We start from the raw sequence: 23,824 nt of genomic DNA, 5'->3' as shown, positions 1-23,824 counted from the left end.
GGACGGGGCCGTTCAGAGGACCACGATCCCCAGCGGCCGGGAGCCGGCGGCCAGCCGACGGGTCTCGCCCGATCCGAGGTCGACGACGCTCAGGCCGTCCCAGGAGCCGTCCCTGGTGAACCCGCCGGTCACGTAGGCGGTCCGCCCGTCTTCGGACACGGCCACGTCCTCGTGCGGCCCCTCCAGGGGGTAGACCCGCTCGGCCCCGCCGGGCGACCGGACGGTCAGGGAGGGCCCGCGGTCCACGTCCGGGTCGATCGGCCCCGTGCCCACCGCCAGGAGCGTCCCGTCGGCGGTCACCGTGGCGCCGTGCTGATGGGTGTTCGCGGTCATCGGCTCGATCGTCGTCCGGCCCGTCCGGGGGTCGAGGACCGCGAGCCGCTCCCCCTCGAAGGGCAGCAGCAGCTTCCCGTCGGAGGGCCGCACGGCCGCGTAGTGCGGCTTGAGCCAGGAACCGAGGCCGCCCTCCGTGCCGTACGGGGCGACCTCCACCCGGTGCGGCTCCAGCGTTCCCGCCGGGACGACGGTGACGTCGAAGGAGTCGTGGTTCGTCGTGTACACCTCGGCGCCGTCCCGCGACACGTCCACGTCGAACGGGCGCCGGCCCACCGGGACGGTGTCCGTGACCCGCAGCTTCGCCGTGTCGATCACCTCGAGGGCGCCGTTCCCACCGGGCACGTTCACCCCCACGTACACCCGTCGTCCGTCGGGCGCGAGAGCGATGCCCATGCCGCCGCCCCGGTACTCGCCGGTGGTCACCGGCCCGGTGTCCGTCTCGTACGGAACGAGCGCGAGCCGCCGCCGGGTCGCCGTGTCCACGACCGCCACGCCCTCGGCGGTCGCCACCCAGGCCCGCCCGTCCGCACCGAGGGCCAGCCCGTACGGCGCGGTGCCGACCCGCACGGAACCCGTGGCACCCCGCCCGGGATCGACGAAGGTGACCGTGTCGGAGCCGAAGTCGGCGACGAGGAGCGAGCCCGGCGCCGGCTCGCCCGCCGGGGCGGGCGTCACGGTGACGGAGGAACGGGCAGTGGGGGACGCTCCGGCCGGTGCCGTCCCCGACGCGGAGGGCGCCCCTCCCGCCCCCTGCGCGCACCCGGCGAGCGCGGCCACGGCCAGCGCGGCGGGCACGAGCACGCGGGTGGAACGGGACGCACGGCGGAACTTCGTCATGTCGGACTCCTCGGGACGGCGGACACGGGCGGCGCCACCGGCGGACGGCACCGCACCCCGCTCCGATCCTCCGCCCGCGGCCGCGCCCGTACGGTCCGCCGGGCGGCCCCCCACCGGCAGCGGGACGGACGACACCGGGGTCCACCGAACGGTCGACCCCGCGGGCCCGGCCCCCGTCGGACCCGCGGGCCGCGGCCGGCCGTCCGGTCAGCCGGGAAACCTCAGCGCTTCACACCGTCCAGCAAGCACAGCACCCGCTCCAGGCACAGGGCCGCCGCCTCCGGCACATGGGACGGCGCGCCGCGCTCCGCGAACAGGTGCGCACGGCCCGGATACAGGAACAGCCTCCGGTCGGCCGCGTCCGCCACCAGCGCACGGGCCGCCGCCAGATCACCCTCGTCGACGAAGAACGGATCGGCGTCCATCCCGTGGACCTGCACGGGCACACCCTCCGGCCAGGCCCCGCCGAACTCCGACGGTGGCACGCAGGCGCTCACCAGCACGGCGCCGAGCGCCCCGGCCCTGGTCTGTGCCAGCTTCTGGGCGGGCAGCACACCGAGGGAGAGCCCGACGAGCACGATCTCCTCCGGCAGCCCCTCGGCGGCGCGCTCGCCCCGCGCCACGAGCGTGTCGAAGCCGATCTCCTGGGCGTACCCCGCGCCCGCCTCCAGGTCGGCGAACGTGCGCCCCTCGTACAGGTCGGGCACGTGCACGGTGTGTCCTGCCCGGCGCAGCTCGTCGGCGAACGCGCCGACGCCCTCCGTCAGCCCCAGCGCGTGATGGAACAGCAGAACCTCGGCCATGTCGTCATCCCCTGATCACCGTTCGCAGCCCGCCCCACCACGGCACGGGCCGTCCGGGACACAGCATGGCCGACGGCACTGACAACGCCCGGAACCCGAGGCCCCGGCCGTCGTGACGGCAGGCCGTGGGTACCGGGCTGAGAATCATGGACTAGCGCAGCGGCCGGTGCGGCAGGACGGCGCCCGCCTGGCCCACGACGCCCATCGGACCGCTGACCCCCATCTGGCCACCGACGCCCGTCTGCCCACCGGCACCCATCTGTCCACCGGTCCCCATCGCGCCGCCTGCACCGGGGTGCTGGCCCGGGTGCCGGCCGGCGCCCTGCGGCCCCGCGACACCCTGTGGCGGCACCTGGATGACCCGGCTCAGGTCCCGCAGAACCTCCTCCGCGACCTGGCGGACGTCACCCGGAACATCCCCCCGCTCCCGTATGAGCTCGGCGTAGATCGGTGCCGTGCCGTCCGCGTGGTTCATGGGGCTCGCTTCCTTCGTCTGCGCCGGTCACTTCACCGACGGGGAGACGGCGAGTCTACGGGGCACCACCGACACGCCCCGGATCGGGAGCCGCGCACCGCCCCCACGGATCCGTGGGGTCCGGATATTCGCTGTCCTCCCGGGCCACGGCGGCCGAGAATGGATCATCGAACACCCGGGAGGGACCCCATGAGCCAGGCGACCCTGACTCTGCACGACCTGATGCCGTCCGACGAGCTGGCCTCCGCACTCGCGGACGGGCACGTCACGCGCAAGCGGCACCCCGAGCTGCCGCTGTCGATCTACACGTACACGCGCGCGTGCCAGTACACCCAGTACTGGAACCGGGCGACCACACGCTGCCGCGGACTCGTCGCGGACGACGCCACCGGGCGGATCGTCGCGCTCCCCCTCCCCAAGTTCTTCAACCTCTCCGAACACGCCGGCGACCGCCCCTACGCGCCGCCGCTGCCGGACGAGCCGTTCGAGGTGTACGACAAGGTCGACGGCAGCCTCGCCGTGGTCTTCCACTACGACGACCGCTGGCACGTCGCCTCCAAGGGCTCCTTCACCAGCGCGCAGGCGACCTGGGCGCAGCGCCGCCTCGACGCCGCCGACACCACGGGCCTGACGCCGGGCGTCACCTACCTCGCCGAGATGCTCTACCCGGGCAACCGCATCGTCGTGAACTACGGCGAGCGCCGGGACCTCGTCCTGCTCGCCGCGTTCCACCGCGACGGCGCCGAGCTCCCGCTCACCGAGGCCGCCGTGGGATGGGAGCCCGTCGGCTCGGTCGTCCGCACCTGGCCCGCCATGAGCGTCGACGAGCTCGTCGCCCTCACCGAGTCCAACACCCTCCCGGGCGGCCTGCGGGCCACCGGCACCGACGCCGAGGGCTTCGTCCTGCGCTTCGCGTCCGGCCTGCGCGCCAAGGCGAAGCTCGCCGAGTACGTACGCCTCCACAAGGTGCTCACCGGTGTCACCGAACGTGACATCTGGCGCGGCCACGGCATCCAGCGGTTCGCCGCCCTGCCCGCCACCGAGCTGGCGAAGGGCCTCGGCTGCGCCGTCACCGAGGTCGAGGCCTCCGGAGGCAAGCCCCTCGACGCCCTCCTGGAGCAGGTGCCGGACGAGTTCGACGCCTGGGTGCGGCAGGTGATCGCCCGCCTCGAGGAGGCCGCCGCCGAGCGCGAGCGGGCCGTCGACGAGGCGTACACCCGCCTGGCCCACCTCGCAGGCGACCGTGCCGCCTTCGCCCGCGCCGCCGCCGGCGTGGCCGACCGGGGCCTGCGTGCCGCGCTGTTCCTGCGCCTCGACGGACGCCCCGTCGACCTCCTCGTATGGCGGCAGCTGCGCCCCGAGGCCACCGACCCCTTCGCCACCGACCAGGAGAACTGACCGTGCCTGTCGTCCACGTCATGACCGGCCTCCCGGCCTCCGGGAAGACGACGGCCGCCCGCGCCCTCCAGGCCGCCGCCGAGGGACGCGTACGCCGCGTCAACCTCGACGACCTCCGCGCCATGCTCGACCTCCCCGCGGCGGACCGCGGCCACTCCCGCGCGCACGAGCAGACCGTGCTCGGCATCCAGGACGCCGCCGTCCGCGCGGCCGTCGACGACGGTTTCGACGTCGTCGTCGACAACACCCATCTGACCCCGCACATCCCCAAGCGGCTGAAGGCCGCCGTCGCGGGCCTGGCCACCTTCGCCGTCCACGACTTCACCGACGTGCCCGTCGACGAGTGCGTGCGCCGCGACGCTGCCCGAGAGCGGCCCGTGGGCGAGGAGATCATCCGCATCCTGGCCGACAAGCACGCCAAGGCCACCCGGGGCGGCTGGCGGCTCACCGCGGACTGGCTCAACGACCAGGCGCCCGTCGAGCCCTACGTCGCCGACCCGAGCCTCCCCACCGCAGTCATGTGCGACATCGACGGCACCCTCGCCCTGCGCGTGGACCGCGGTCCGTACGACTTCACCCGCTGCGACCGGGACCTGCTCAACGTCTCGGTACGGGACGCGCTGCGCGCCTTCCGGCACGCCGAGCGCGACCGGATCGTCCTCCTGTCCGGCCGCAGCGAGGACCACCGCGCCCTCACCGAGAGCTGGCTCGCCCGCCACGAGGTGCCCTACGACGAACTGTGGATGCGCGCCTCCGGCGACGGCCGGGGCGACGACCTCGTGAAGGCGGAGCTCTTCGACGCCCACGTACGCCACCGCTACGCCGTCCGCGTCTCGCTCGACGACCGGGACCGCGTGGTCGCCCTGTGGCGCCGCATGGGCCTGCCCACCTGGCAGGTCAACTACGGGGCCTTCTGACCGCACGGCCACCGGTGCCGGGGTCCGGCGGTGCGGGGGTGGGACGGCCCACCCCCGCCGCCGTGTCAGGATCGTGGGATGGTGGAAAAGATCATCGCGGCGTGCGACGGCGCGTCGAAGGGAAACCCGGGCCCCGCGGCCTGGGCATGGGTCATCGGCCGGGCCGACGGAGCGATCGAACGCTGGGAGGCGGGCCCGCTCGGCCGGGCGACGAACAACGTGGCCGAACTCACGGCCCTGGAACGCCTGCTCGAAGCGCTCGACCCGGGGGTGCCGGCCGAGGTCCGCATGGACTCCCAGTACGCCATGAAGGCGGTCACGACCTGGCTTCCGGGCTGGCGCCGCAAGGGCTGGAAGACCTCCTCCGGCAGCCCCGTCGCCAACAAGGAGCTGGTCGTCCGGATCGACGCCCTCCTCACCGGCAGGGACGTCGACTTCGTCTACGTGCCCGCGCACCAGGTCGACGGCGACCCCCTCAACGACGCGGCCGACCGCGCGGCCAGCCACACCGCCCGTACGCAGGAGCCCACCGGCTCGGCCGAGGGGGCCCCGCTGCCTCCGCCGGAAGCCCCGACACGCGCCTCCGCGCCCCGCGCGCGCTCCTCCGCGCCGTCCGGCTCCTCCGGCGGTTCCGGCGGGGGCACGTCCGCGCGTCGGACACGCCCGTCCGGCGGCACGCTCAAGGCGAGGTTCGCCGGACGCTGCCGCTGCGGCAAGGCCTACGACAAGGGCGAGACCATCGCCAAGAACCCCGACGGTTGGGGCCATCCGACCTGCGTCTGAGCCCTCCGCCGTCCGACAGGCGGGCGGCTCCGTCCGTTGCTTGAGACCGGCCGGCCCGGGCACGCGTGAGCCTTCACCCACGCGTGTATCCGGGTTCGCCGGGGGTTCTGTTCTCCGAGCGCCTGTGGCTGCATACTGTTCCTCCTCGCACCGGTGACGAACCGTTTTACCTGCTCATTTGTCGCTCTCACGACGCGATCGGCACCCGGCGAGAACCTCCCTCCTGCTGCCGCCGCGGTCACCCCTCGGCGGAAGCTTTCCCTGCCCGTGAAAGACCCGAGGTTCCGTGCCAGTACCTGTTCTCCTGACCGGGCGCTCCGTGCGCCTGGAGCCGCTGGCGATGCGGCACGCCGAAGCCCTCGCCCGGGCCGGCGGGGCGGACCGATCGGCCTACGCCTTCACCCCCGTACCCGACGGCTTCGAATCGGCCCTCGACTACATCGCCCGTGCCCTGACAGATCAGGCGGCAGGACGCTCCCTGCCCTTCGCCCTGGTCAGTACGGCCGACGAGCGAGTCATCGGCTCGACCCGGTTCCTCGAACTCGACTACTGGCGGGGGCCGCTGGTCTGGCCGCCCGTCCCCGGCATGCCCCACGGCGATCCGCTGACCGCCGTGCCGGACGCCGCCGAGATCGGCAACACCTGGATCGCCCGTGACGCCCGGGGCACGGGCATCAACACCGAGGCCAAGTACCTCATGCTCCGGCACGCCTTCGAAACCTGGGGCGTCCGCCGCATCACGATGCGCGCGGACGCCCGCAACACCGGCTCCAGAATCGCGATCGAGCGCCTCGGGGCAAGCTGCGAAGGCGTCCGCCGCGCCCACTCCCGCGGGCTCGACGGAGCCGTCCGCGACACGGCCTTCTACTCGATCCTCGACGAGGAATGGCCCACCGTCCGCGACATCGTCGAACTCCGCATGTCCACCCCCCGCCAGGTGCGCGTCCCGCAGGACCTGCTCCCGGCCTGAGAGCCCTTCGCCACCGCTCCGGCGGGCGCCCGCGCCCCCACCGGAGCGGTGGTTCCACTACGGTGATCGCGACAGCGAGCCGCGCCACCCGAAGGGACCGAGTGATCGTGCCGACCGCAACCGCCGACGTACTCCTGCGGACGGAGGGCCGGGCCGGATTCATCACCCTGAACCGCCCCCGCGCCATCAACGCGCTCACCCACGCCATGGTCCTCGCCGTCGACGCCGCGCTGACCGCGTGGGAGCACGACCCCGCCGTGGCCACCGTCGTCGTCGAAGGCGCCGGGGAACGCGGCCTCTGCGCCGGCGGGGACATACGCGCGATCCACGACGACGCGCGCGCCGGTGGCACCGCCTCGGAGGCGTTCTGGCGCGACGAGTACCGCCTCAACGCCAGGATCGCCCGCTACCCGAAGCCGTACGTCGCCCTCATGGACGGCATCGTCATGGGCGGCGGCGTCGGCGTCTCCGCGCACGGCTCCGTCCGCGTCGTCACCGAACGCTCCCGGGTCGCCATGCCGGAGACCGGCATCGGGTTCGTCCCCGACGTCGGCGGCACCCACCTCCTCGGCCGCGCCCCCGGGGAACTCGGCACCCACCTCGCCCTCACCGGCGGCCACGTCGGCGCCGCCGACGCGATCCTCACCGGCCTCGCCGACCACTTCGTCGCCTCCGCCGAACTGCCCGCCCTGGCCCGGGACCTGACCCTGCTGCCCGCCGCGGAGGCCGTCGCCCGCCACACCGCGACCGCCCCGCCCGGCGTCCTCGCCGAGCAGCGGGAGTGGATCGACGCCTGCTACCCGGCCGAGACCGTCGAGGCCGTCGTCGAGCGACTCTTCGACGCCGGCGTGCCCGCCGCCAAGGAGGCGGCCGCCACCCTCCTCACGAAGTCACCGACCGCCCTCAAGGCGACCCTGGCCACCCTCCGCCGCTCCCGCGCCCTCGCCACCCTCGAAGAGGCCCTCGACCTGGAGTTCCGGGTGTCCTGCGCCGCCCTCACCACCCCCGACCTGGTCGAGGGCATCCGCGCCCAGGTCGTCGACAAGGACCGCGCCCCCCGCTGGGCCCCGCCGACGCTCCCCGAGGTCACGGACGAGGCCGTCGCCCGCTACTTCACCCCGCCGCCCGGCGGCGACCTCGGACTCGCCGCCGCCCGGAAGGCCGCGGAGGCCGCGGAGGACCGGGGAGCCGCGGCCGGCGCGTGAGGACCGGGAAGCCGCGGACGGCGTGTGGGACCCGCCCGACCGCTAACGCCCGGCCCGGGACCCCAGCCGGACCGTGACCGTCTTCGGCCGCTGGTACTCCTGGAGCGCCAGCACGCTCAGGTCGGTGCCGTGCCCGGAGGCGCCCCGGCCGCCGTGCGGGAGTTCCGCCGTCTGGACGAGATGGCAGTTGAGCCAGGTCTCACCCGCGTCCAGGGCGGCCGCCAGCTCCAGACCCGCCGAGAGGTCCCCGGTCCACACGCTCGCCGCCAGCGCCTGCGGGACGCCGTTCGCCAGGGCGACGGCCGCCCCCACTCCCTCGGCCCGCTGCACGGTGAGCAGCGGGCCGAACACCTCCTCGGTGACGGCCGGGTCGTCGTCCGGGACGTCCGCGAGCAGCCGGGCCGGCCGCCAGTGCCCCGCCTCCTCACCCGGCCCCGGGGCGATGTCCGACACGAGGTTCCGCTTCGCCCCGGAGCGGGCGACCAGACGGTCGTAGCGCTCCGCCTGCTCCGGGTTGTTCAGCGGCCCGAAGTCACGGCCGGCCACCAGGGAGCCCAGGGCCGCCGCAAGACCCTCGACGGCTGTCTCGTAGTTCTCCGGCAGGGTGATGACCCGTGCGGGAGCCGCACAGCTCTGCCCCGCGTTGTACGTGACGGCCTCCGCGAGGGACGTCCAGGTGTCGGCGGGCGCGTCGGGCAGCACGATCGCCGGGGCGTTGCCGCCCAGCTCCAGACTGACGCGCCGGATCCCCGCGCGGGCCGCCACGTCCGCACCGGCCCGGCCGCTGCCGGTGAACGCCACCATGTCCACCGCGGCCCCGACGAGCAGCCGGCCCGTCTCCCGGTCGCCGGTCACGCACCGGAGCACGTCCGCGCCGAGCGCCGACGCGGCGTGCTCGGCGAGGAGCAGAAGACTGTCGGGCGTGGTCTCGGCGGGCTTCGCGACCACGGTGTTCCCGGCCGCAAGTGCCGGCGCGCAGCGCCAGGCCGCCATCAGCAGCGGATAGTTCCAGGGCACCACCGCGCCCACCACACCGACCGGCTCCCACCGCACCCAGCTCTCGTGGCCCTCCACCAGCCGGCCGGCGGCCGGAGCGGTGCGGGTCCTGGCCGCCGTCGCGAAGAACCGGAACAGGTCGGCCACCTGCTCGATCTCGCCCGCGGCCTCCGCCTCGGGCTTCCCCGTCCCGGCCCGTTCACGGGCCGCGTACTCCGCCCCGTGCTCCTCGACCAGGCCCGCCAGCCGGTCGAGCCGCCGCCCGCGCTCCTTCGGGGTCAGCGCGCTCCAGCCGGGCAGGGCGGCCCGCGCGGCGGCCACGGCGGCCCCGACCTCGGGCAGCCGGGACCGGTCCGCCGTGCCGCGTGGCGCCCCCGTCCGGGGGTCGGTCAGTTCGACGGGAGGTGCCGGGAAGCTGCTGCTCATGACGGCCTTTCACGGATCGGTGCTTCGATGGGACGGACCGGCCTGTCGGGCGCGGTTCACACGTCGTACGACCGCAGCCAGAGCTCCAGCGTGAGCACCAGCCACAGTTTGCCGCCCTGCCGGGGCAGCAGCGCGCCCTCGCCCCGCAGCCAGGCGCCGATCGTCTCCGGCCGGAACAGGCCGCGCTGCCGGGACGTGGGGCCGAGGAGGAGGTCCCGGCCGAGGTCACGGAGGGGACCCGTCAGCCACTGCTGGACCGGCACCCGCATCCCGCTCTTGGGACGGTCGACCACCGTGTCCGGGAGCAGGTCCCGGACGGCCTCCTTGAGGATCCACTTCTCCGCCGTGCCACGGAGCTTGAAGGAGGGCGGGGTCGCGAACGCGTGGTCGACGACCGACCGGTCGAAGAGCGGCGAACGGCCCTCCACCCCCTGCGAGGAGGTCAGCCGCTCCACCTTCGTGAGGATGTGGTGAGCGCCCTTGGTCCGCAGGTTGCAGTGGAGCAGCTGGTTGAGGAGATGCCCCATCCGGTACGGGCCGCCGCCGTCCGCCGTCAGGTAGGGCGCCACGTGCCGCTCCAGGGGCGGGGCGTCCCGCAGGGCGTCGAGCGCCGGTGCCGTCAGCAGGTCCGGAAGGTCCGTCCAGCACTTGCGGTACGAGCGCAGGTACGCGGTCGCCCGGCCCTCGTCCCAGGGCGCCCCCGGCGTCCGGTGCATCTCCTGGACCAGCATGGGGAGGTTCTTCGGCCCGCCGAAGACGGGGTCCCCGCCCTCGCCGTTGAGGACGACGGAGGCGCCGTCGGCCGCCACGGTCTCGGCGAGGATCAGGTTCGGCACGGTCAGCGGGTCGCCCACGGGGCTGTCGAGGAGCGCCGCCGCCTCGGCGAGCCGCGCCGCCACGGTCCCGCCCGACACGTTCAGGACCCGGTGGCGGGTGTGGCAGTGCGCGGCCACCAGGCCCGAGTACCCCAGCTCGTTCGGCAGGTCGTCGCCGAAGCTGATGGAGTAGGTGTGCACCGGGTGACCGTGGAGCTTCGCCGCCAGAGCCGTGACCAGCGAGCTGTCGATCCCGCCGGACAGGAGCACGGCCGCCGGCTCGGCGACGGGCAGCCGGCTCGCCGTCGCCCGCTCCAACAGGGCCCGCAGTGCCAGGACATGCCCGGTCGGGTCCTCGGGCGCGGGCTGTTCGAGCCGTTCCCGGGGCTCCCAGTGGACCGTCTCGGTGGACGTGCCGTCCCGGCGCAGCCGCAGCACCCGCCCGGGCAGCAGCTCCCGTACGCCGGTCAGCAGGGTCTCCTCCCCGGGCAGATAGGCGAAGGTGAGGAAGGAGCGGACCGCCGACAGGTCCATCGAGGTGCCGAGCGCGGGCCAGCGGCGCAGCGCGCGCAGGGAGGTGGAGGCGGCCCAGGCGCCGTCCGCCCACCCGTAGAACAGCGTGCGGGCCCCGACGTGGTCGCGGATCAGGACCAGGTCCCGGCCGTCCAGCACGGCCAGCACGAACATCCCCTCGGCCAGCGCCACCCCCGCGTCCCCGAGCAGCGCCCAGCAGCGCAGGAGCAGTTCACCGTCCGGGCAGCCGTCCGGCGCCGGGGCGGCCCGCTCCGCGAGAGCGGAGAGCAGCACCGGCCGGTTGTGCAGCGTGACCTCCCCGACCGCCGTCCGCCCGTAGGCGGTGAACGGGCCCTCGGCGCGGCCGGTCTCACCGGGCAGCAGCGAGAGTTCGGCGCCGGGGACGCCGGTGGGGACGTGGTCGGGTCCGAGCGCGCCCATCGCGTCGAGATGGGCGCGGGCCTGCCCGGTGGTGGCGGCCAGGCAGGCGCACAGACGTGCCACGTACGGCTCCTTCTCCTCGTGTCGTTCCTCCGGCGGGCCCGTGCGGCTCAGCCGAAGTCGTCGTCGCTCCAGGCGTCCTCGTCGCCGTCCCAGTCCGCGTCCCAGTCGTCCCCGTCGCCGGACCCGCCGTCACCGCCGGTCTCGCCGCCTCCTCCGCTCCCGGAGGAGGACTGGGACGCCTGCGCCTGCTGCTGCCGCAGCGCCTCCTCCTGTTCGGGGGACATGCTCAGCGGGGGCAGCTGGGCGGCGGTGATCGCGAGGGTCGCCACCCCCAGACCGGTCAGCAGTACGCCCATCCGGCCGCCGAAGGAACTGCGGTTGACCAGGACCTTCTCGCCGCGCGCCCACAGGGTGCGGCCGTAACCGATGTCCCGGGCGTAGGTGACGGTGCCGTCGGCGAGGGTGCGTTTGATGATGCGACCGCCGAGCAGCTCGTCGGTGCCGGAGGAGCCGCGGTTGTCGTGCCAGCGCACGAGGTGCGGCCGGCCGGGGGTGCGGCTCCGCCACTCCTCCAGGCCGTCCTCGTAGGTGCGGTGGACGGTGCCGTCGGCGAGCAGTTCGTCCGCGTAGCCGATCTCTTCGGGACGGATCATGGTGTGCGTACCTCGGGTCGGTGGGAGGGAGCGCCGGGACGGGTCACGCGGCGGGCCAGGTCATGAAGCCGGTTCCGCGCAGTCCGCGCAGGCCGTTCCACAGGGTGTCGCGGGGTGGCCGTGGTCCCCGGGTGAGACGCAGGACCGTCCGTACGAGACGGGCCGGGGGGACGGCCGCGACCTCGGCGAACCGTCCGCTCGCCAGCCAGTCGGCCTCCCGGGGCCGCAGGGCGGCGGGTCGGCCCGCGAGGCCGGCGGGACCGGGTTCGGGGCCGCGGCCGGTGGGCAGGCGCAGGGCGGCCGCGTGCCGGGGCACCAGACCCAGCGAGACCACCCGGACGCCGGGTACGGGCCCCAGCGCGGCCCGGACCGCGGCCGGCAGTGCGACCCCGGCCGGGCTCGCGTCGTGCAGGACGTGCACGACGGCGCCGCCGGCCCGTTCCAGGGCGCCGAGCAGGCGCGGATCGAGCGGCAGGGCGTCGGTGACGGCGAGGACCGGACAGGCCGCTTCCAGGTGGACGTGGTTGGCGAGGAGCATCCCGGCGACCGCCCGGTCCTGACAGAGCAGCAGGCGGGGCAGGCCGTAGTCGTAGAGGTCCGGCTCCGACGGTTCGCCGGCGCCCGCCAGGGGCCTGGCGGACGGTGCGGCGGGCGGCGGGAGGAGGCCCGGTACGGTCTCCCGGCCGCGCGCGTCCAGGGCGCGGGTGAACGCCCGAAGGCGCAGCACCGGGGCGGGGGTGCCGGGCAACCGGCGGAGGAGGGCAGAGCCGGGGCTCAGGACGCGGCAGGTCTCGTAGTAGAGCTGGCGCTCGGTGAAACGCAGGCCGCCGGGCGAGGCGGCGCGGACCGCGGCCACGGCGATCGCCCGGCCGGTCACCACGGCCGACAGACGGGCTGCCGTGCCCTGGGGCGGGAGGTGTCGCTGGCTCATCCGGCCGGGGCGCCTTTCGTTCGGGACGTCGTACCGGCCGGTGTCGGCTCCCCGGCCGGCCAGGTCAGGAAGCCGTCGGCGGCCCCGAGGGCGCCGGGCCGGGCGGTCAGCGCCCGTTTCACCGCCGCCGTGACCACGGACTCCAGACGGGACGGGGGGACGGCGGCGAGGGGGCTCCAGTACCCGTCGGACAGCCACGCGGCGTCCTCGTCGGACAGGCCCGCGACGGCACGGAGGCCGTCGGCGTCGACGGGCGGCGCGGCGGAGACCCGGTGCACGGCGCCCCGCCGGTTCCGGACGGCCGTGACGGGGAGACCGGCGTCCAGTACGACCCGGTCCGGGTGGGCGAGGCGCAGCAGCGGCGCGAGCAACGCGCCCAGGGCGCTCGCGTCGTGCAGGACCACCACCGGGAGTCGTCCGGGGACGTCCACCAGCGCCTCGTGGGCGGCGGCCGGTTCCGCTTCGACGAGGCGTGCCCGGAGGCGGGCGGGGATACCGTTGACCCGGAGGAACACGGCGACCGCGTGGTCGGTGCAGAGGATGACGGCGGCGGGGCGGCCCACGGGGGACTCGCGGACCGCCGGCGCGCGCGGCCCGTCGTCGACCACCCCCGGCGGCAGCCGCCCGTACGTGCTCCGCCAGCGGTCGTCCATCAGCTGCCGGAACCGGGATTCGGCGGGAGTGATCAGCGAACCGCCGGACCGTCCGGGCGTGCGCCGCTTCGCCAGGGCCGCCGTGCCGACGACGGCGAGGGCGGCGGCACCGGTGAGCGTCGCCCACAGTCCGTCGGAGAAGGCGGACCAGAGGAAGAGGGGGAGGGCGAGGGGCAGGGCGAGCAGCCACCGGACGAAAGGCCGGATCCCGTGTGCGGGGGTGGGCCCCCAGGCGCCGCTGTACGTGCGGGTGAGGTACCAGAGTTGGGTGACGGTCACCTTCAGCCGGCCGTCGTCGGTGGCGGCCGCGGCGATCCGCCGGATCCTGAGGTCGTTCATGCCCCGGCCGTGGCTCTTCGGGTCCAGTGCGAAGGGCCGCTCGCAGTGCGCACACACCTGCCCGGTCCGTTCCCTGGCGGTCAGCGCGGCGGCGCAGTGGGGGCAGGTCACCGGCCACCCGCCCGGTCCGGTCCCGCCGCGTCCGGCCAGGTCAGGAATCCCAGGTCGGCGGCGCGCCGCAGCTCGGCGTCGACCCCGCGGGTGACCTGTCCCGCGACCCGGTCGACGACGGCGAGCAACCGGGCAGGCGGCAGCCCCACGAGGGGGAACCGCCAGCCCTTCCCGAGCCATTTCAGGTCCTCGGGGGTGAACGTGCCGAGTCCGGCGAGGAGTCGCATCTGCTGCGCTCCGGGCTTCCGCGCCGGGTCCCGGTAGGGAACGGCCTGCGGCAGGGCCCGCACCGTGCGCAGCGGCGGTCCGGCGTCGACGACCGTGCGGCCCGGCAGGGCGTCCCGGACCTGGAGGACGAGGAGTTCGCCGTACGCGTCGGTGTCGTGGAGGACCAGTACCGGGCCGCTCGACGGCACCGCGCGGGCCTCCTCGGGCGTCCGGGCCGGGACGAGGCCGTACCGGGCGGGCAGGCCGGCGGCGACGAGGAAGGCGACGACCGCGGGGTCCGGGCAGACCAGCACCCCGTTCACGGGGCCCGCACCCGTCCCCGGCGCCGGACCTCCGGCGGGCCCACGGGTGTCGAGCACACCGGACGGCAGCGCCCCGTACACCTGCCGCCACGGGGCGAGCACCTGCGCGGGGAAGGCCTCGCGGGCGACGGGCGGGATGCCCTGACCCGCACCCGACGCCCGGGCCACCGCGACGCCGAGGCCGACGACGAGCATGGCGGCGGTGACGAGCAGCAGCTGCGGGATCTCGCTGACGAGCGCGGCGACGGTGGCGACGACGCCGACGAGGGCCGCGGCGCCCAGGCAGCCGGACGCGAACTCGCCGTCGCGGAGGCGCTTGCGGGACAGGGCGTACCACAGCTGGTCCGGGACGACACCGATCCGGCCCTCCTCGGTGAGGGCGGCGGTGACGCGGCGCACCCGGAGGTCGTTGAGACGGAGCGGGTTGGTCTTGGGGTCGAGCGCGTACTGCCGCCCGCAGCGGGAGCAGCGGTTGCCGGGGCGCTCCCTGCGGAGCAGGTTGTGTTCGCAGTGCGGGCAGATCACCGGGGCACCTCCAGCGCGGTGGCCATCCGACGCAGCCGGGCGGCCAGCCGTTCCCGGACCGTCGTGGCGGCGATGCCGTGGACCCGCTGGGCGCGCTCGATGTCGCGGAGCGCGGCGGCCAGGGCCCTGTGGTCCGTGAGCGCTCCGGCGGCCAGTGCGGTGTGACCGCCGGGCCCGCCGACGGGCGCCGAGGCCCGCCGCTCGGCCTCGGCCGCCGTGATGGCGTAGTCCTCGTGGTCGATCCCGTAGCCGGTGTTCGCGGCGAGGATGGTCAGCGGGACGTCCGCGCGGTTGGCGAAGGAGTGCGGCATCATCTCCGGGATCCGGATCAGCATGCCCGGGGCGAGGGGGACGTCGACGACGCGCGCCCGGGCCTCGTCGTAGAGCCCGCAGGCGGCGTGGCCGAGGCTGAGGACGAAGTGCTCGCCGCCGTGCGCGTGCGGGGTGAAGGCGCTGCGCGGGCCCACGACCCCGAGCTTGACCGTGGCGTTGGACGGACGCTCGGGCGAGGTGGCCGCGTCCCCCACCAGGTAGTGGGCGAACTGACCGTCGTCGATGAACCGCAGGAACTCCCGCTCGGGCCCCAGCTCCCGGCGCCCCTCACGGTCGGCGAGCAGGATGCCGCCGTCGGGCCTCAGGTGGTACAGCTCCACCCCACCGGGCAGGTCCCGCGGCACCCCGCCCGGCATGTCCTCCGGTACCGGGTCCTTCGCTCGCACGGATCGCTCCGCCATCGCGCCTCCCCCTGACGCCCGCCATACGTGTGCACGTACAACCCTCGCATCGTAGAACGCCGTTCGGGAACAGGGGGAGTCCCCGGCGTGACTCCCGTGCGGCCCCGGGGTGAACGCCCGTCGCTCACGAACGAGGCCGGACGCCCGTCACCGGTGCGCCGCCGTCTCACCGAGCGCTCCCGCGGCCGTCCGCCACGCCTCCGTGACGGCCCGGTGGGCCAGCGTCGTCGCCGTGGCCACGTCGTCGGGCAGCCGGAGCGGCGTACCGATGTGGACGTGCAGGTCCGGTCTGCGGACGGGCGCCGTGAGTACCCCCGCGATCTGCTTCACGCGGCCGCCGGAGGTGATCCGGCGGGCACCGGCCTGGCCGATCGGTACGACCGGCGCCCCGGTGGCCCCGGCGAGCCGGGCGAGCCCGGTGCGGAAGGCCTCCGGCGGGTTCTCGGCGGAGTCCGGTCGCGGCGGGATGCGGCCCTCCGCGTACAGCATGACGTGCCGTCCGGAGGCGAGCGCGACCGCGGCCCGGTCGAGGGCGGCGGCGGCGCGCACGGTGTTGCGGTGGACGGGCACATGACCCTCGCGGGTCAGGATCCGGCCGAGCAGCGGGACCCGCCACAGGCCGGAGGTGGCGAGCAGGACGGGCTCGACGGCCAGCCGCTTGCGGAGCGCGGCCAGGACGAGCGCCGGGTCGGCCGTCGAGGTGTGGTTCACGACCAGGATGCTGCCGGGTTCGATCCGGGTCTCCGGGTCGGTGGTGACGGACAGCCGTCCGAAGAACGGCACGACATGGGCGGCGAGACGGCTGAGCACGGGCGGGCCCCCTGGGTCCGAGGACGAAGCGCTGACCCCCACATCGTGCGGCCCGCCGCCCCGCCCCCACATGAGCACGCGTACTCAGCTGTCGTACTCGGCCACGGCTGCCGCGGCGCCCCACCGCGCGCCCCACCGGGCCCACTTCACGCGGCCCGCGCCGGGCCCGGCGGCACCAGGCGTGTCCGTCCGGTCTACGCTGGGCGCGGCACAGCAGGGCCCACGACACCAGGGGAGGGGCGACACGGTGGCGACTTCCGCGCGGCGACTCGCCGCCCTCCTGCCCGCGATCCTCTGCGCGGTGTGGTCCCTCCTCGTGCTCCCGGCCGCACAGCCGTCCGGAGCGACGGCCCCCGCGGCCGCCGCGCAGGCCACCGGGACCACCCATGGTCCCCGCCCCGCCGCCCCGCGCGTCTCGTCGCCCGAGCCGCACTTCGCGCCCACCGCCTTCGTACGGCTCCCGGCGGCCGTCGAGAACCCCGTACGGATCCCGGTCACGCCCGCCACCACCGGCACCGTTCCGCCCGAACCGCCCGTTCCGGCGCGGGGCGTACTCATGGGCGACCCCCGCCGCGAGCGTGCGCCGCCCGCCGGCCCCCACGGCCCCCGCGCCCCGCGCGGTCCTCCCTCCACCCGGTACAGCTGACGTTCCTCCGCGTCGCCCTCCGGGCCTTCGGCATGTCCTCGGACCGGTCCCCGACGCGTATCCGACCGTACGTCCGGCACGGCCGACGAGCGTTCCCACCCTCCGCGTGGACGCGCGCCGTCGCCGTGCGCTGCCCGTGGAGTACCCGTGTCCTCTCGTTCCGCGCTCTGGCGCGCGCTGCTCGCGCTCGCCGTCGTCGCGCTCTCCCTCTGGATCACCCTGACCACCCCGCCCCGGCTCGGACTCGACCTCCGTGGCGGGACCCGCATCGTCCTCCAGACCGAGGACGGACCCGCCACGCGGGCCGACGCCGCCGCCACCGACCGCGCCCTGGAGGTGCTCCGCAAGCGCGTGGACGGCCTCGGCGTCGCCGAACCCTCCCTCGCCCGCTCGGGCGAACGGCGCATCGTGGTCGAACTGCCCGGCCTGCGCGACCCGCGCCAGGCGGCCGACGCCATCGGCCGCACGGCGCAGCTCACCTTCCACGCCGTCACCGGCACGACCGGGGGCCCCGCCGGACCGGCCGCGGCGAACGGCACCCGTGTCCTCGCCGACCCCGACGCGCCGGGACGTTTCCTCACCCTGGCGGCGCCCGCGCTCACCGGCGACGGCGTCAAGAGCGCCGACTCCGTCCTCGACACCACCCGGGGCCTGGGCTGGACCGTCGACCTCTCCTTCCGCGACGGCGCCGCCGACACCTGGGCCCGGCTGACCGGCGACGCGGCCTGCGCGGCGCCCGCGGACCCGGCGCGCCGGGTCGCGATCGTGCTCGACGACCGCGTCGTCTCCGCCCCAGCCATGCAGGCCGGCGTCCCGTGCGGCGCCGGCATCGGCGGCGGCTCCGCGCAGATCACCGGCGGGTTCTCCGCGCAGGAGGCCCGCGAGCTCGCCGCGCTCGTGGAGGGCGGCGCGCTGCCGGTCCCGGTGACGACGGTCGAGCAGAGCACCGTGGGACCGACGCTCGGCGCCGAGGCGATCCGGGCCAGCGCCTGGGCCGCGGTGATCGGTCTCGCCTGCACCGGCGTCTTCGTCATGGTGGTCTACCGGCTCCTCGGCGTCCTCGCGACCGCCGCCCTCCTCCTCTACGGGCTGATCTCGTACGCCGCCGTGGTCGCCCTCGGGGCCACGCTCACCCTGCCCGGCCTCGCCGGCTTCGTCCTGGCCATCGGCATCGCCGTCGACGCGAACGTCCTCGTCTTCGAACGGGCGAGGGAGGAGTACGCGGCGCTCGGCCGGACGACCCGGCCGGATCCACGGCGGCCCCTGGCGAGGGCCTTCGGCAAGGTGTGGAGCGCGGTCGCGGACTCCCATGTCACCACCCTGCTCGCGGCCGGCCTGCTGTTCGTCTTCGCCACCGGCCCCGTCAAGGGCTTCGGCGTGACCCTCGCGATCGGCGTGGTGACCTCGCTCCTCACCGCGATGGTGATCACCCGTCTCCTCGCCGATCTGGCCCTGCGTCTGCCCGCCGTGCGCCGACGGCCGGCAGTCACCGGCATGGCGGGACTCGGCCGGCTGCGCACCCGGCTGACCCGGCGCGTCCCGCGGCTGATGGTCCGCCGGCGCCGCTGGCTGCTGTCCTGCGCCGGACTCCTGATGGTGGCACTCGCCGGGATCGGCGTCCGCGGCCTGGAGTTCGGCGTCGAGTTCACCGGCGGCCGGGTCGTCCGGTACACGGCGGAACGGCCCGTCGACGCGGACGCGGCGCGCGCGGCGATCGCGAAGGCGGGCTTCCCGGACGCCGTCGTCCAGACGACCGGTGACAGCGACGTGTCGGTACGCGTCCGGGAGAGCGGTGAGGGTGAGCAGCGGGAGATCCGGGAGGCCCTCGCCCGGGTCGCGGGCCCGGTGGAGGTGGAGCGCGACGACCTGATCGGCCCCAGCCTGGGAGGCGAGCTGCGCACCCACGCCCTGCTCGCGCTCGGACTCGCGGTCGCGGCCCAACTGCTCTATCTGACCGTACGGTTCCGCTGGACGTACGCGACTGCGGCGGTGGCCGCCATGACCCAGGACGTCCTGCTCGTCGTGGGCCTGTTCGCCTGGCTCGGCAAGCCGGTGGACAGCGTCTTCCTCGCCGCGCTCCTGACCGTCGTCGGCTACTCGGTCAACGACTCCGTGGTCGTGCTCGACCGGCTGCGGGAGCTCAGGCGCCGTGGCGGGGGAGTGCCGCTCCCGGACCTCGCGGACCGGGCCGTGGCCCAGACCCTGCCCCGTACGGTCAACACCGGCATGGGCGCGCTGTTCGTCCTGGTGGCGCTCGCGGTCCTGGGCGGTGACTCGCTCACCGACTTCTCCGTCGCGCTGCTCGCGGGCGTGGTCCTGGGCATGGCGTCCACCGTCTTCACCGCGATGCCGCTGGCCGTCGCCCTGGAGACGAGGAGCCCGGCCCGGGCCGCCGCCTCCGGTGGCGCCCCCGGGCCACGGCCGCGGGCCGGTGTCCAACGGGACCGTTCGGGCGCCGTGGTCTGACCCCACGACGCGGCCCGTCACCCGCTCCGTACCGCTCCACCGGTACGACGGGTGGCGGGCCGTCCGTCCGCTTCGTACCGCGCCATCGGCTGAGGGCCGTCCGTCCCGGTCACGTACCCGCGAGCTCGGCCTCGATCAGGTCGGCGGCCCGGCGCGTTCCGCCCTCGCGGGCCATCGACTCCTGGATCCGCCGTGCGCGGCGCGCCACCTCGGGGTCGTCGAGCAGGGCCAGTACGTCCTTCCGCAGGCGCTCCGGGGTGACCTCGTCCATCGGCAGGTGCCGGGCCACGCCCAGGGACTGGAGCATGTCGGCGTTCCCGAACTGGTCGACGGCCTGCGGAACGGCCACCATGGGCGTGGCCGTGGCCAGGCCCTCCTGGCTGCCTCCCGCGCCCGCGTGGGTCACGAACGCGTCGGCCTGCCGCAGGATCGCCAACTGGGGCACCCAGGAGTGCACTTCGACGTTGGCCGGCAGATCGCCGAGCTCGGCCGGGTCCACGAACTTCCCGATCTGGAGGACGACATGCCAGCCGGGAAGCCCGGCGAACGCCTCCGCGCAGTCCCGGTAGAAGCCGGGCTGCTTGGTGAAGGAGGAGCCGAGTGAGACCAGGACGACCTTCTCGGCGTCCGCCGGCCGCTGCCACTCGCCCTGCGCGGCACGCTCGCCCTGGCAGGCGCCGACGAAGGTGTAGACGGACTCGTCGACGCGGTCGGCGTGCGGCTGGAGCGCCTTGGGGATGAGGACGAGCGCGCGGCGCGGGCGCGCGATGAACCGGTCCGGATGGGTGTCGACGCCGTGCTCGCCGAGCCAGGCCTCGAACCGCGCGTAGTACGCCTTGCCGCGGGCCGAGGCCTTGAGCTCGGCGAACATCGGCTCGGCGACCTCCTCCTCGTATCCCTCCCAGGGCACGAGGTTCGGCCAGAGGGAGAGGGCGGGGACGCCCCAGGTGTGGGCGAGGACGGGCGCCGGATAGGCGGTGATGTCGTGGAGCACGAGGTCCGGCCGGTCCTTGTCGAAGGCCGCGGCGAGCTGGGGCAGCGCCTGCACGGCGTCGGCGAGGAACGGTTCGATGTTGTCGATCAGTTCCGTGCCCCAGGCGTCGGGGTCGTCGTCGGTCGGCAGGGTCGAGGTGTAGACGACGGGCGTGGCCCCGGTCTCCGCGACCTTCTCGGCGAAGGAGGCGGGGACGGCGTAACTGACGCGGTGGCCCCGGGCGACGAGCTCGCGGATGACCTCGAGGCTGGGGTTCACGTGGCCGTGGGCGGCGATGGAGAACATGGCGATGTGCGCGGGTGACGCGGTGGTGGTCATGACGCCCACCATAGACGAGACGATACGTATCGTCTACCGCTCGACTCGGGAAGGGTCGCTTGCCGCCGCGTCCAGCCCCGGCCCTGGCGCGACGAGTTCACGCACGGTTCCTCCAGTCATGAACTGTGCATGCCAAGATGGCGTCCGTCCGTCGCACCATGCCGCCCGACCCAGGGGAGACAGTGAAGACACAGGCGTACGCCGCCCGGGGCGCCCTCGCGCTCGCCGGCGCCCTCACGTTGATCATCGCTCTGCCCGGCAGCGCCTTCGCCGCTCCGCCCCCGGCGCTGCCCGCCAACGCCGACGGCCTGGAGCAGACGTTCCAGCCGGCCTACGACTACGACACCGACGGCTGCTACCCCACCGCCGCCATCGGGCCCGACGGCACGATCAACCCGGGCCTCAACCCGTCCGGCGCGCTCAACGGCCAGTGCCGGGACTCCTGGGACCTCACCCAGACCAACGGATACGCCCGCGCGAAGTGCAACAACGGCTGGTGCGCCATCATCTACGGCCTGTACTTCGAGAAGGACCAGGCCCTGCCCGGCACCAGCCTCGGGGGACACCGCCACGACTGGGAACACGTCGTCGTGTGGGTGCAGAACAACCAGGCGCAGTACGTCTCCACCTCCGCCCACGGCGACTTCGACATCCACGGCCGCGACCGGATCCGCTGGGACGGCACCCATCCCAAGATCGTCTACCACAAGGACGGCATCGGCACGCACTGCTTCCGGCCGGCGAACAGCAACGACGAACCGCCCGAGAACCACCAGCACACCTGGCAGTTCCCGAGCCTGGTCGGCTGGAACGGCTACCCCGCCGGCCTGCGCGAAAAGCTCAGCGCGGCCGACTTCGGCAGCGCCGTGTTCGGTCTGAAGGACGGCAACCTCGCCTCCCACCTGGCCAAGGCCAAACCGTCCGGCATCCCGTTCGACCCCTACGCCTGACCGGCGGCAGGACGGCGGCAACCTTTCCGCGCGCCGCGGCGACTACCGTCCGCCCGCCCCTTCCCGGGGCGGGCACCCCCACGGACGGAAGGACGCACGACATGACCGAGACCCGAGGCAGGGCGAGGCACCGCAGGCGAGGAAGGGCCCTGGTGCTCGGCGTCCCCGCGGCGCTCGCCGCGGCCGGGACCCTGGCGTACGGCACGGCCTTCGGCGTGTTCGGCACGGACGCCCGGCCCGAGGCGAAGGCCGCGGACACCCCCGCGCCCGCGTGGGCCCGCGCCGTCGCCGACGGCTTCGCCTCGGTCGACGCGCTCGGACAGAACGGGACGTACGGCGGGCGCGACGGGAGGACCGTCACCGTCAGGACCCTCGCCGAACTGGAGAAGTACGCGGCCGCGCCCGAGCCGTACGTCATCGTCGTGGCCGGGACGATCACCGTGAACCCCACGGGCAAGGAGATCAAGGTCGCCTCCGACAAGACCGTCATCGGCTCCGGCACCTCCGGCCACATCGTCGGCGGCGGCTTCTACCTCGGCCCCGGCGTCCACAACGTGATCATCCGGAACCTGACGATCCGTGACACGTACCAGGGCGTCTGGAACGACAAGGAACACGACTTCGACGCCGTGCAGATGGACGGCGCCCACCACGTGTGGATCGACCACAACGACCTGCGGCACATGGCCGACGGCCTCATCGACAGCCGCAAGGACACGACGTACGTCACCGTGTCCTGGAACAGGCTCGGGAACAACAACAAGACCTTCGGCATCGGCTGGACCGACAACGTCACCGCCGACCTCACGATCCATCACAACTGGATCCGCGAGACCGAACAGCGCAACCCCTCCACCGACAACGTCGCCCACGCCCACCTCTACAACAACCTGCTCCAGGACGACGCGGGCACGAACATCACCTCGTCCTACGGGAACTACGCGCGCGGCAGGACCCGGATGGTCCTGGAGAACAGCTACTTCCAGGGCGTGAACAACCCCGTGACCAAGGACGGCACCGCCGCCCTCGTCCAGCGCGGCAACATCTTCTCCGGCACGACCGGCCGCAACGAGAGCGGCGGGACGGCGTTCGACCCCAGGACCTTCTACCCGTACACCCCCGACCCGGCGGCCGCCGTGCCCGCGCTGCTCAGGTCCGGCGCCGGCCCGCGCTCCTCGCTCGGCACCACCCCGACGACGGCCGTCGCCCCCGCCGCCACCGTCCTGACCGTGGCCAAGGACGGCAGCGGCCGGTTCACCAGCATCCAGAAGGCCGTCGACGCCGTACCGGCGGGGAACACCTCCCGCGTGGTGATCCGGGTCGCGCCCGGCGTCTACCGCGAGACGGTCAAGATCCCGTCGAACAAGCCCCACGTCACCATCGAAGGCACCGGCGGCAGCCGCAAGGACACCGTCATCGTCGAGGGCCACGCCTCCGGCATGACCAGGCCCGACGGCTCGGGCACCTACGGCACGGGCGGCAGCGCCACCGTCGCCGTCGAGGCGGACGACTTCCAGGCGCGCAACCTCACCCTCTCCAACGACTTCGACGAGGCCGCGAACCGGAACCTGAACGGACACCAGGCCGTCGCCCTGCGCACGGCCGCCGACCGGATCCTCCTCGACTCCGTCATCATCAGCGGGGACCAGGACACCCTTCTCCTCGACACCGCCGCGAAGGACAGGACCGGCCGGGTGTACGTCACCGGCTCTTATGTGATCGGCAACGTCGACTTCGTCTTCGGCCGCGCCACGGCCGTCATCGACAGGTCCGTCCTCACCCTGAAGAAGCGCTGGGACGGTACGTCCGCCGGATACGTGACGGCACCGAGCACCCCCGCGGGCCGCAAGGGCTTCCTCATCACGCGCTCCACCGTGAACGGTGACGTCACCGCGGGCAGCTTCCACCTCGGACGCCCCTGGCACGCCGGCGGGGACGCGAGCCTCGACCCGCAGACGACCGTCCGCGACACCTACCTCGGCGGCGCCGTCCGGACCACGCCCTGGACGGACATGGGCGGCTTCTCCTGGAAGGCCGACCGCTTCGCCGAGTACCGCAACACGGGCCCCGGCTCCGGCCCCGCCCACCCGGACCGCCCCCACCTGACGCCCGCCCAGGCCGCCGCCCAGGACACCGCGCTCTGGCTCGACGGCTGGACCCCCGCCGCCGGCTGACGGCCGCTCGGCCCCACGTGGCCGCCGCATGCGATCATGCGGTGGCCCCGGGGGAGGGGCGGAATCGAGCAG

At 74.6% G+C, this 23,824-nt stretch carries 20 protein-coding genes and 1 pseudogene; 9 read left to right on the top strand and 12 right to left on the bottom strand.

Annotated elements, in window-relative coordinates:
• Positions 1-12: 12 nt before the first annotated feature.
• The 3 genes from AMK29_RS21785 to AMK29_RS21775 all read right to left on the bottom strand — a co-directional run bounded on the left by AMK29_RS21785 (position 13) and on the right by AMK29_RS21775 (position 2,451).
• Complete coding sequence (locus tag AMK29_RS21785; RefSeq protein ID WP_073815865.1) at positions 13-1,173, bottom strand: YncE family protein; 1,161 nt, start codon at positions 1,171-1,173, stop codon at positions 13-15.
• 221 nt (positions 1,174-1,394) lie between these two features.
• Positions 1,395-1,976, bottom strand: a complete 582-nt coding sequence (locus AMK29_RS21780) for a dienelactone hydrolase family protein (RefSeq protein WP_073815435.1) — start codon at positions 1,974-1,976, stop codon at positions 1,395-1,397.
• Between the two features lie 151 nt (positions 1,977-2,127).
• Positions 2,128-2,451 carry a hypothetical protein gene (locus AMK29_RS21775; protein ID WP_073815433.1) on the bottom strand — a complete coding sequence of 108 codons (324 nt, stop codon included), beginning with the start codon at positions 2,449-2,451 and terminating at the stop codon, positions 2,128-2,130.
• Between the two features lie 189 nt (positions 2,452-2,640).
• On the opposite strand from AMK29_RS21775, the gene AMK29_RS21770 reads away from it, so the two are divergent.
• From AMK29_RS21770 to AMK29_RS21750, 5 genes are all read left to right on the top strand, one after another.
• The gene (locus AMK29_RS21770; RefSeq protein WP_073815431.1) at positions 2,641-3,849 is read left to right on the top strand and encodes an RNA ligase; all 1,209 of its coding nucleotides are present in this window, start codon (positions 2,641-2,643) and stop codon (positions 3,847-3,849) included.
• 2 nt (positions 3,850-3,851) lie between these two features.
• The gene (locus tag AMK29_RS21765; RefSeq protein ID WP_073815429.1) at positions 3,852-4,766 is read left to right on the top strand and encodes a phosphatase domain-containing protein; all 915 of its coding nucleotides are present in this window, start codon (positions 3,852-3,854) and stop codon (positions 4,764-4,766) included.
• 78 nt (positions 4,767-4,844) lie between these two features.
• Entirely contained in the window at positions 4,845-5,549 is a 705-nt protein-coding gene (locus AMK29_RS21760; protein ID WP_073815427.1) for a ribonuclease H family protein, read from the top strand.
• A gap of 286 nt (positions 5,550-5,835) precedes the next feature.
• Positions 5,836-6,519, top strand: a complete 684-nt coding sequence (locus AMK29_RS21755) for a GNAT family N-acetyltransferase (RefSeq protein WP_073815425.1) — start codon at positions 5,836-5,838, stop codon at positions 6,517-6,519.
• 101 nt (positions 6,520-6,620) lie between these two features.
• Positions 6,621-7,724, top strand: coding sequence for an enoyl-CoA hydratase/isomerase family protein (locus tag AMK29_RS21750; RefSeq protein ID WP_073815423.1), 1,104 nt, complete (start codon positions 6,621-6,623; stop codon positions 7,722-7,724).
• Between the two features lie 42 nt (positions 7,725-7,766).
• Here AMK29_RS21750 and AMK29_RS21745 read toward each other — a convergent pair whose 3' ends face one another.
• From AMK29_RS21745 to AMK29_RS21710, 8 genes are all read right to left on the bottom strand, one after another.
• Positions 7,767-9,146 (bottom strand): aldehyde dehydrogenase family protein, encoded by a 1,380-nt coding sequence (locus tag AMK29_RS21745; protein ID WP_073815421.1) that lies wholly within the window; start codon positions 9,144-9,146, stop codon positions 7,767-7,769.
• 56 nt (positions 9,147-9,202) lie between these two features.
• A complete protein-coding gene (locus AMK29_RS21740; RefSeq protein WP_073815420.1) occupies positions 9,203-10,978 on the bottom strand; it encodes an asparagine synthetase B family protein in 1,776 nt (591 codons plus the stop codon).
• A gap of 47 nt (positions 10,979-11,025) precedes the next feature.
• A complete protein-coding gene (locus tag AMK29_RS21735) occupies positions 11,026-11,571 on the bottom strand; it encodes a hypothetical protein (RefSeq protein WP_073815418.1) in 546 nt (181 codons plus the stop codon).
• Positions 11,572-11,614: 43 nt separating this feature from the next.
• Positions 11,615-12,502, bottom strand: a complete 888-nt coding sequence (locus tag AMK29_RS21730; RefSeq protein ID WP_079197033.1) for a hypothetical protein — start codon at positions 12,500-12,502, stop codon at positions 11,615-11,617.
• The gene (locus tag AMK29_RS21725) at positions 12,499-13,494 is read right to left on the bottom strand and encodes a hypothetical protein (RefSeq protein WP_143202938.1); all 996 of its coding nucleotides are present in this window, start codon (positions 13,492-13,494) and stop codon (positions 12,499-12,501) included. Before AMK29_RS21725 ends, AMK29_RS21730 begins: the two co-directional genes overlap by 4 nt.
• Before the next feature lie 107 nt (positions 13,495-13,601).
• The gene (locus AMK29_RS21720) at positions 13,602-14,660 is read right to left on the bottom strand and encodes a hypothetical protein (protein WP_073815415.1); all 1,059 of its coding nucleotides are present in this window, start codon (positions 14,658-14,660) and stop codon (positions 13,602-13,604) included.
• Entirely contained in the window at positions 14,657-15,394 is a 738-nt protein-coding gene (locus tag AMK29_RS21715; protein ID WP_079197032.1) for a cupin domain-containing protein, read from the bottom strand. The genes AMK29_RS21720 and AMK29_RS21715 overlap by 4 nt, the downstream gene beginning before the upstream one ends.
• A 147-nt stretch (positions 15,395-15,541) precedes the next feature.
• On the bottom strand, positions 15,542-16,204 hold the full coding sequence (locus AMK29_RS21710) for a lysophospholipid acyltransferase family protein (RefSeq protein ID WP_073815413.1): 663 nt from the start codon (positions 16,202-16,204) through the stop codon (positions 15,542-15,544).
• Between the two features lie 247 nt (positions 16,205-16,451).
• On the opposite strand from AMK29_RS21710, the gene AMK29_RS35905 reads away from it, so the two are divergent.
• Positions 16,452-16,850 (top strand): hypothetical protein, encoded by a 399-nt coding sequence (locus AMK29_RS35905; RefSeq protein ID WP_073815411.1) that lies wholly within the window; start codon positions 16,452-16,454, stop codon positions 16,848-16,850.
• 147 nt (positions 16,851-16,997) lie between these two features.
• Positions 16,998-19,316, top strand: coding sequence for a protein translocase subunit SecD (gene secD / locus AMK29_RS21700; RefSeq protein WP_073815409.1), 2,319 nt, complete (start codon positions 16,998-17,000; stop codon positions 19,314-19,316).
• Positions 19,317-19,425: 109 nt separating this feature from the next.
• Here secD and mgt read toward each other — a convergent pair.
• Positions 19,426-20,680 (bottom strand): annotated as a pseudogene (gene mgt, locus AMK29_RS21695) (macrolide-inactivating glycosyltransferase); the annotation flags it as partial.
• Positions 20,681-20,786: 106 nt separating this feature from the next.
• On the opposite strand from mgt, the gene AMK29_RS21690 reads away from it, so the two are divergent.
• Both AMK29_RS21690 and AMK29_RS21685 read left to right on the top strand, forming a co-directional pair.
• Positions 20,787-21,578 (top strand): NPP1 family protein, encoded by a 792-nt coding sequence (locus AMK29_RS21690; RefSeq protein ID WP_079197062.1) that lies wholly within the window; start codon positions 20,787-20,789, stop codon positions 21,576-21,578.
• Positions 21,579-21,679: 101 nt separating this feature from the next.
• A complete protein-coding gene (locus AMK29_RS21685; RefSeq protein WP_073815404.1) occupies positions 21,680-23,752 on the top strand; it encodes a pectinesterase family protein in 2,073 nt (690 codons plus the stop codon).
• Positions 23,753-23,824 lie beyond the last annotated feature (72 nt).

Origin of the sequence: Streptomyces sp. CB02261 (assembly GCF_001905665.1) — a bacterium.
In the GTDB taxonomy this organism is placed as follows: domain Bacteria; phylum Actinomycetota; class Actinomycetes; order Streptomycetales; family Streptomycetaceae; genus Streptomyces.
The sequence above is the reverse complement of the archived record's forward strand: the minus strand, read 5'-3'. Positions and strand labels throughout refer to the sequence as shown.

Excerpts from the sequence above, each read along its gene's own strand:
- AMK29_RS21785 (WP_073815865.1), bottom strand. The coding sequence starts at position 1,173 with ATGACGAAGTTCCGCCGTGCGTCCCGTTCCACCCGCGTGCTCGTGCCC.
- AMK29_RS21780 (WP_073815435.1), bottom strand. The coding sequence starts at position 1,976 with ATGGCCGAGGTTCTGCTGTTCCATCACGCGCTGGGGCTGACGGAGGGC.
- AMK29_RS21775 (WP_073815433.1), bottom strand. The coding sequence starts at position 2,451 with ATGAACCACGCGGACGGCACGGCACCGATCTACGCCGAGCTCATACGG.
- AMK29_RS21770 (WP_073815431.1), top strand. The coding sequence starts at position 2,641 with ATGAGCCAGGCGACCCTGACTCTGCACGACCTGATGCCGTCCGACGAG.
- AMK29_RS21760 (WP_073815427.1), top strand. The coding sequence starts at position 4,845 with ATGGTGGAAAAGATCATCGCGGCGTGCGACGGCGCGTCGAAGGGAAAC.
- AMK29_RS21745 (WP_073815421.1), bottom strand. The coding sequence starts at position 9,146 with ATGAGCAGCAGCTTCCCGGCACCTCCCGTCGAACTGACCGACCCCCGG.
- AMK29_RS21735 (WP_073815418.1), bottom strand. The coding sequence starts at position 11,571 with ATGATCCGTCCCGAAGAGATCGGCTACGCGGACGAACTGCTCGCCGAC.
- AMK29_RS21730 (WP_079197033.1), bottom strand. The coding sequence starts at position 12,502 with ATGAGCCAGCGACACCTCCCGCCCCAGGGCACGGCAGCCCGTCTGTCG.
- AMK29_RS21725 (WP_143202938.1), bottom strand. The coding sequence starts at position 13,494 with ATGAACGACCTCAGGATCCGGCGGATCGCCGCGGCCGCCACCGACGAC.
- AMK29_RS21715 (WP_079197032.1), bottom strand. The coding sequence starts at position 15,394 with ATGGCGGAGCGATCCGTGCGAGCGAAGGACCCGGTACCGGAGGACATG.
- AMK29_RS21690 (WP_079197062.1), top strand. The coding sequence starts at position 20,787 with ATGCCGCCCGACCCAGGGGAGACAGTGAAGACACAGGCGTACGCCGCC.
- AMK29_RS21685 (WP_073815404.1), top strand. The coding sequence starts at position 21,680 with ATGACCGAGACCCGAGGCAGGGCGAGGCACCGCAGGCGAGGAAGGGCC.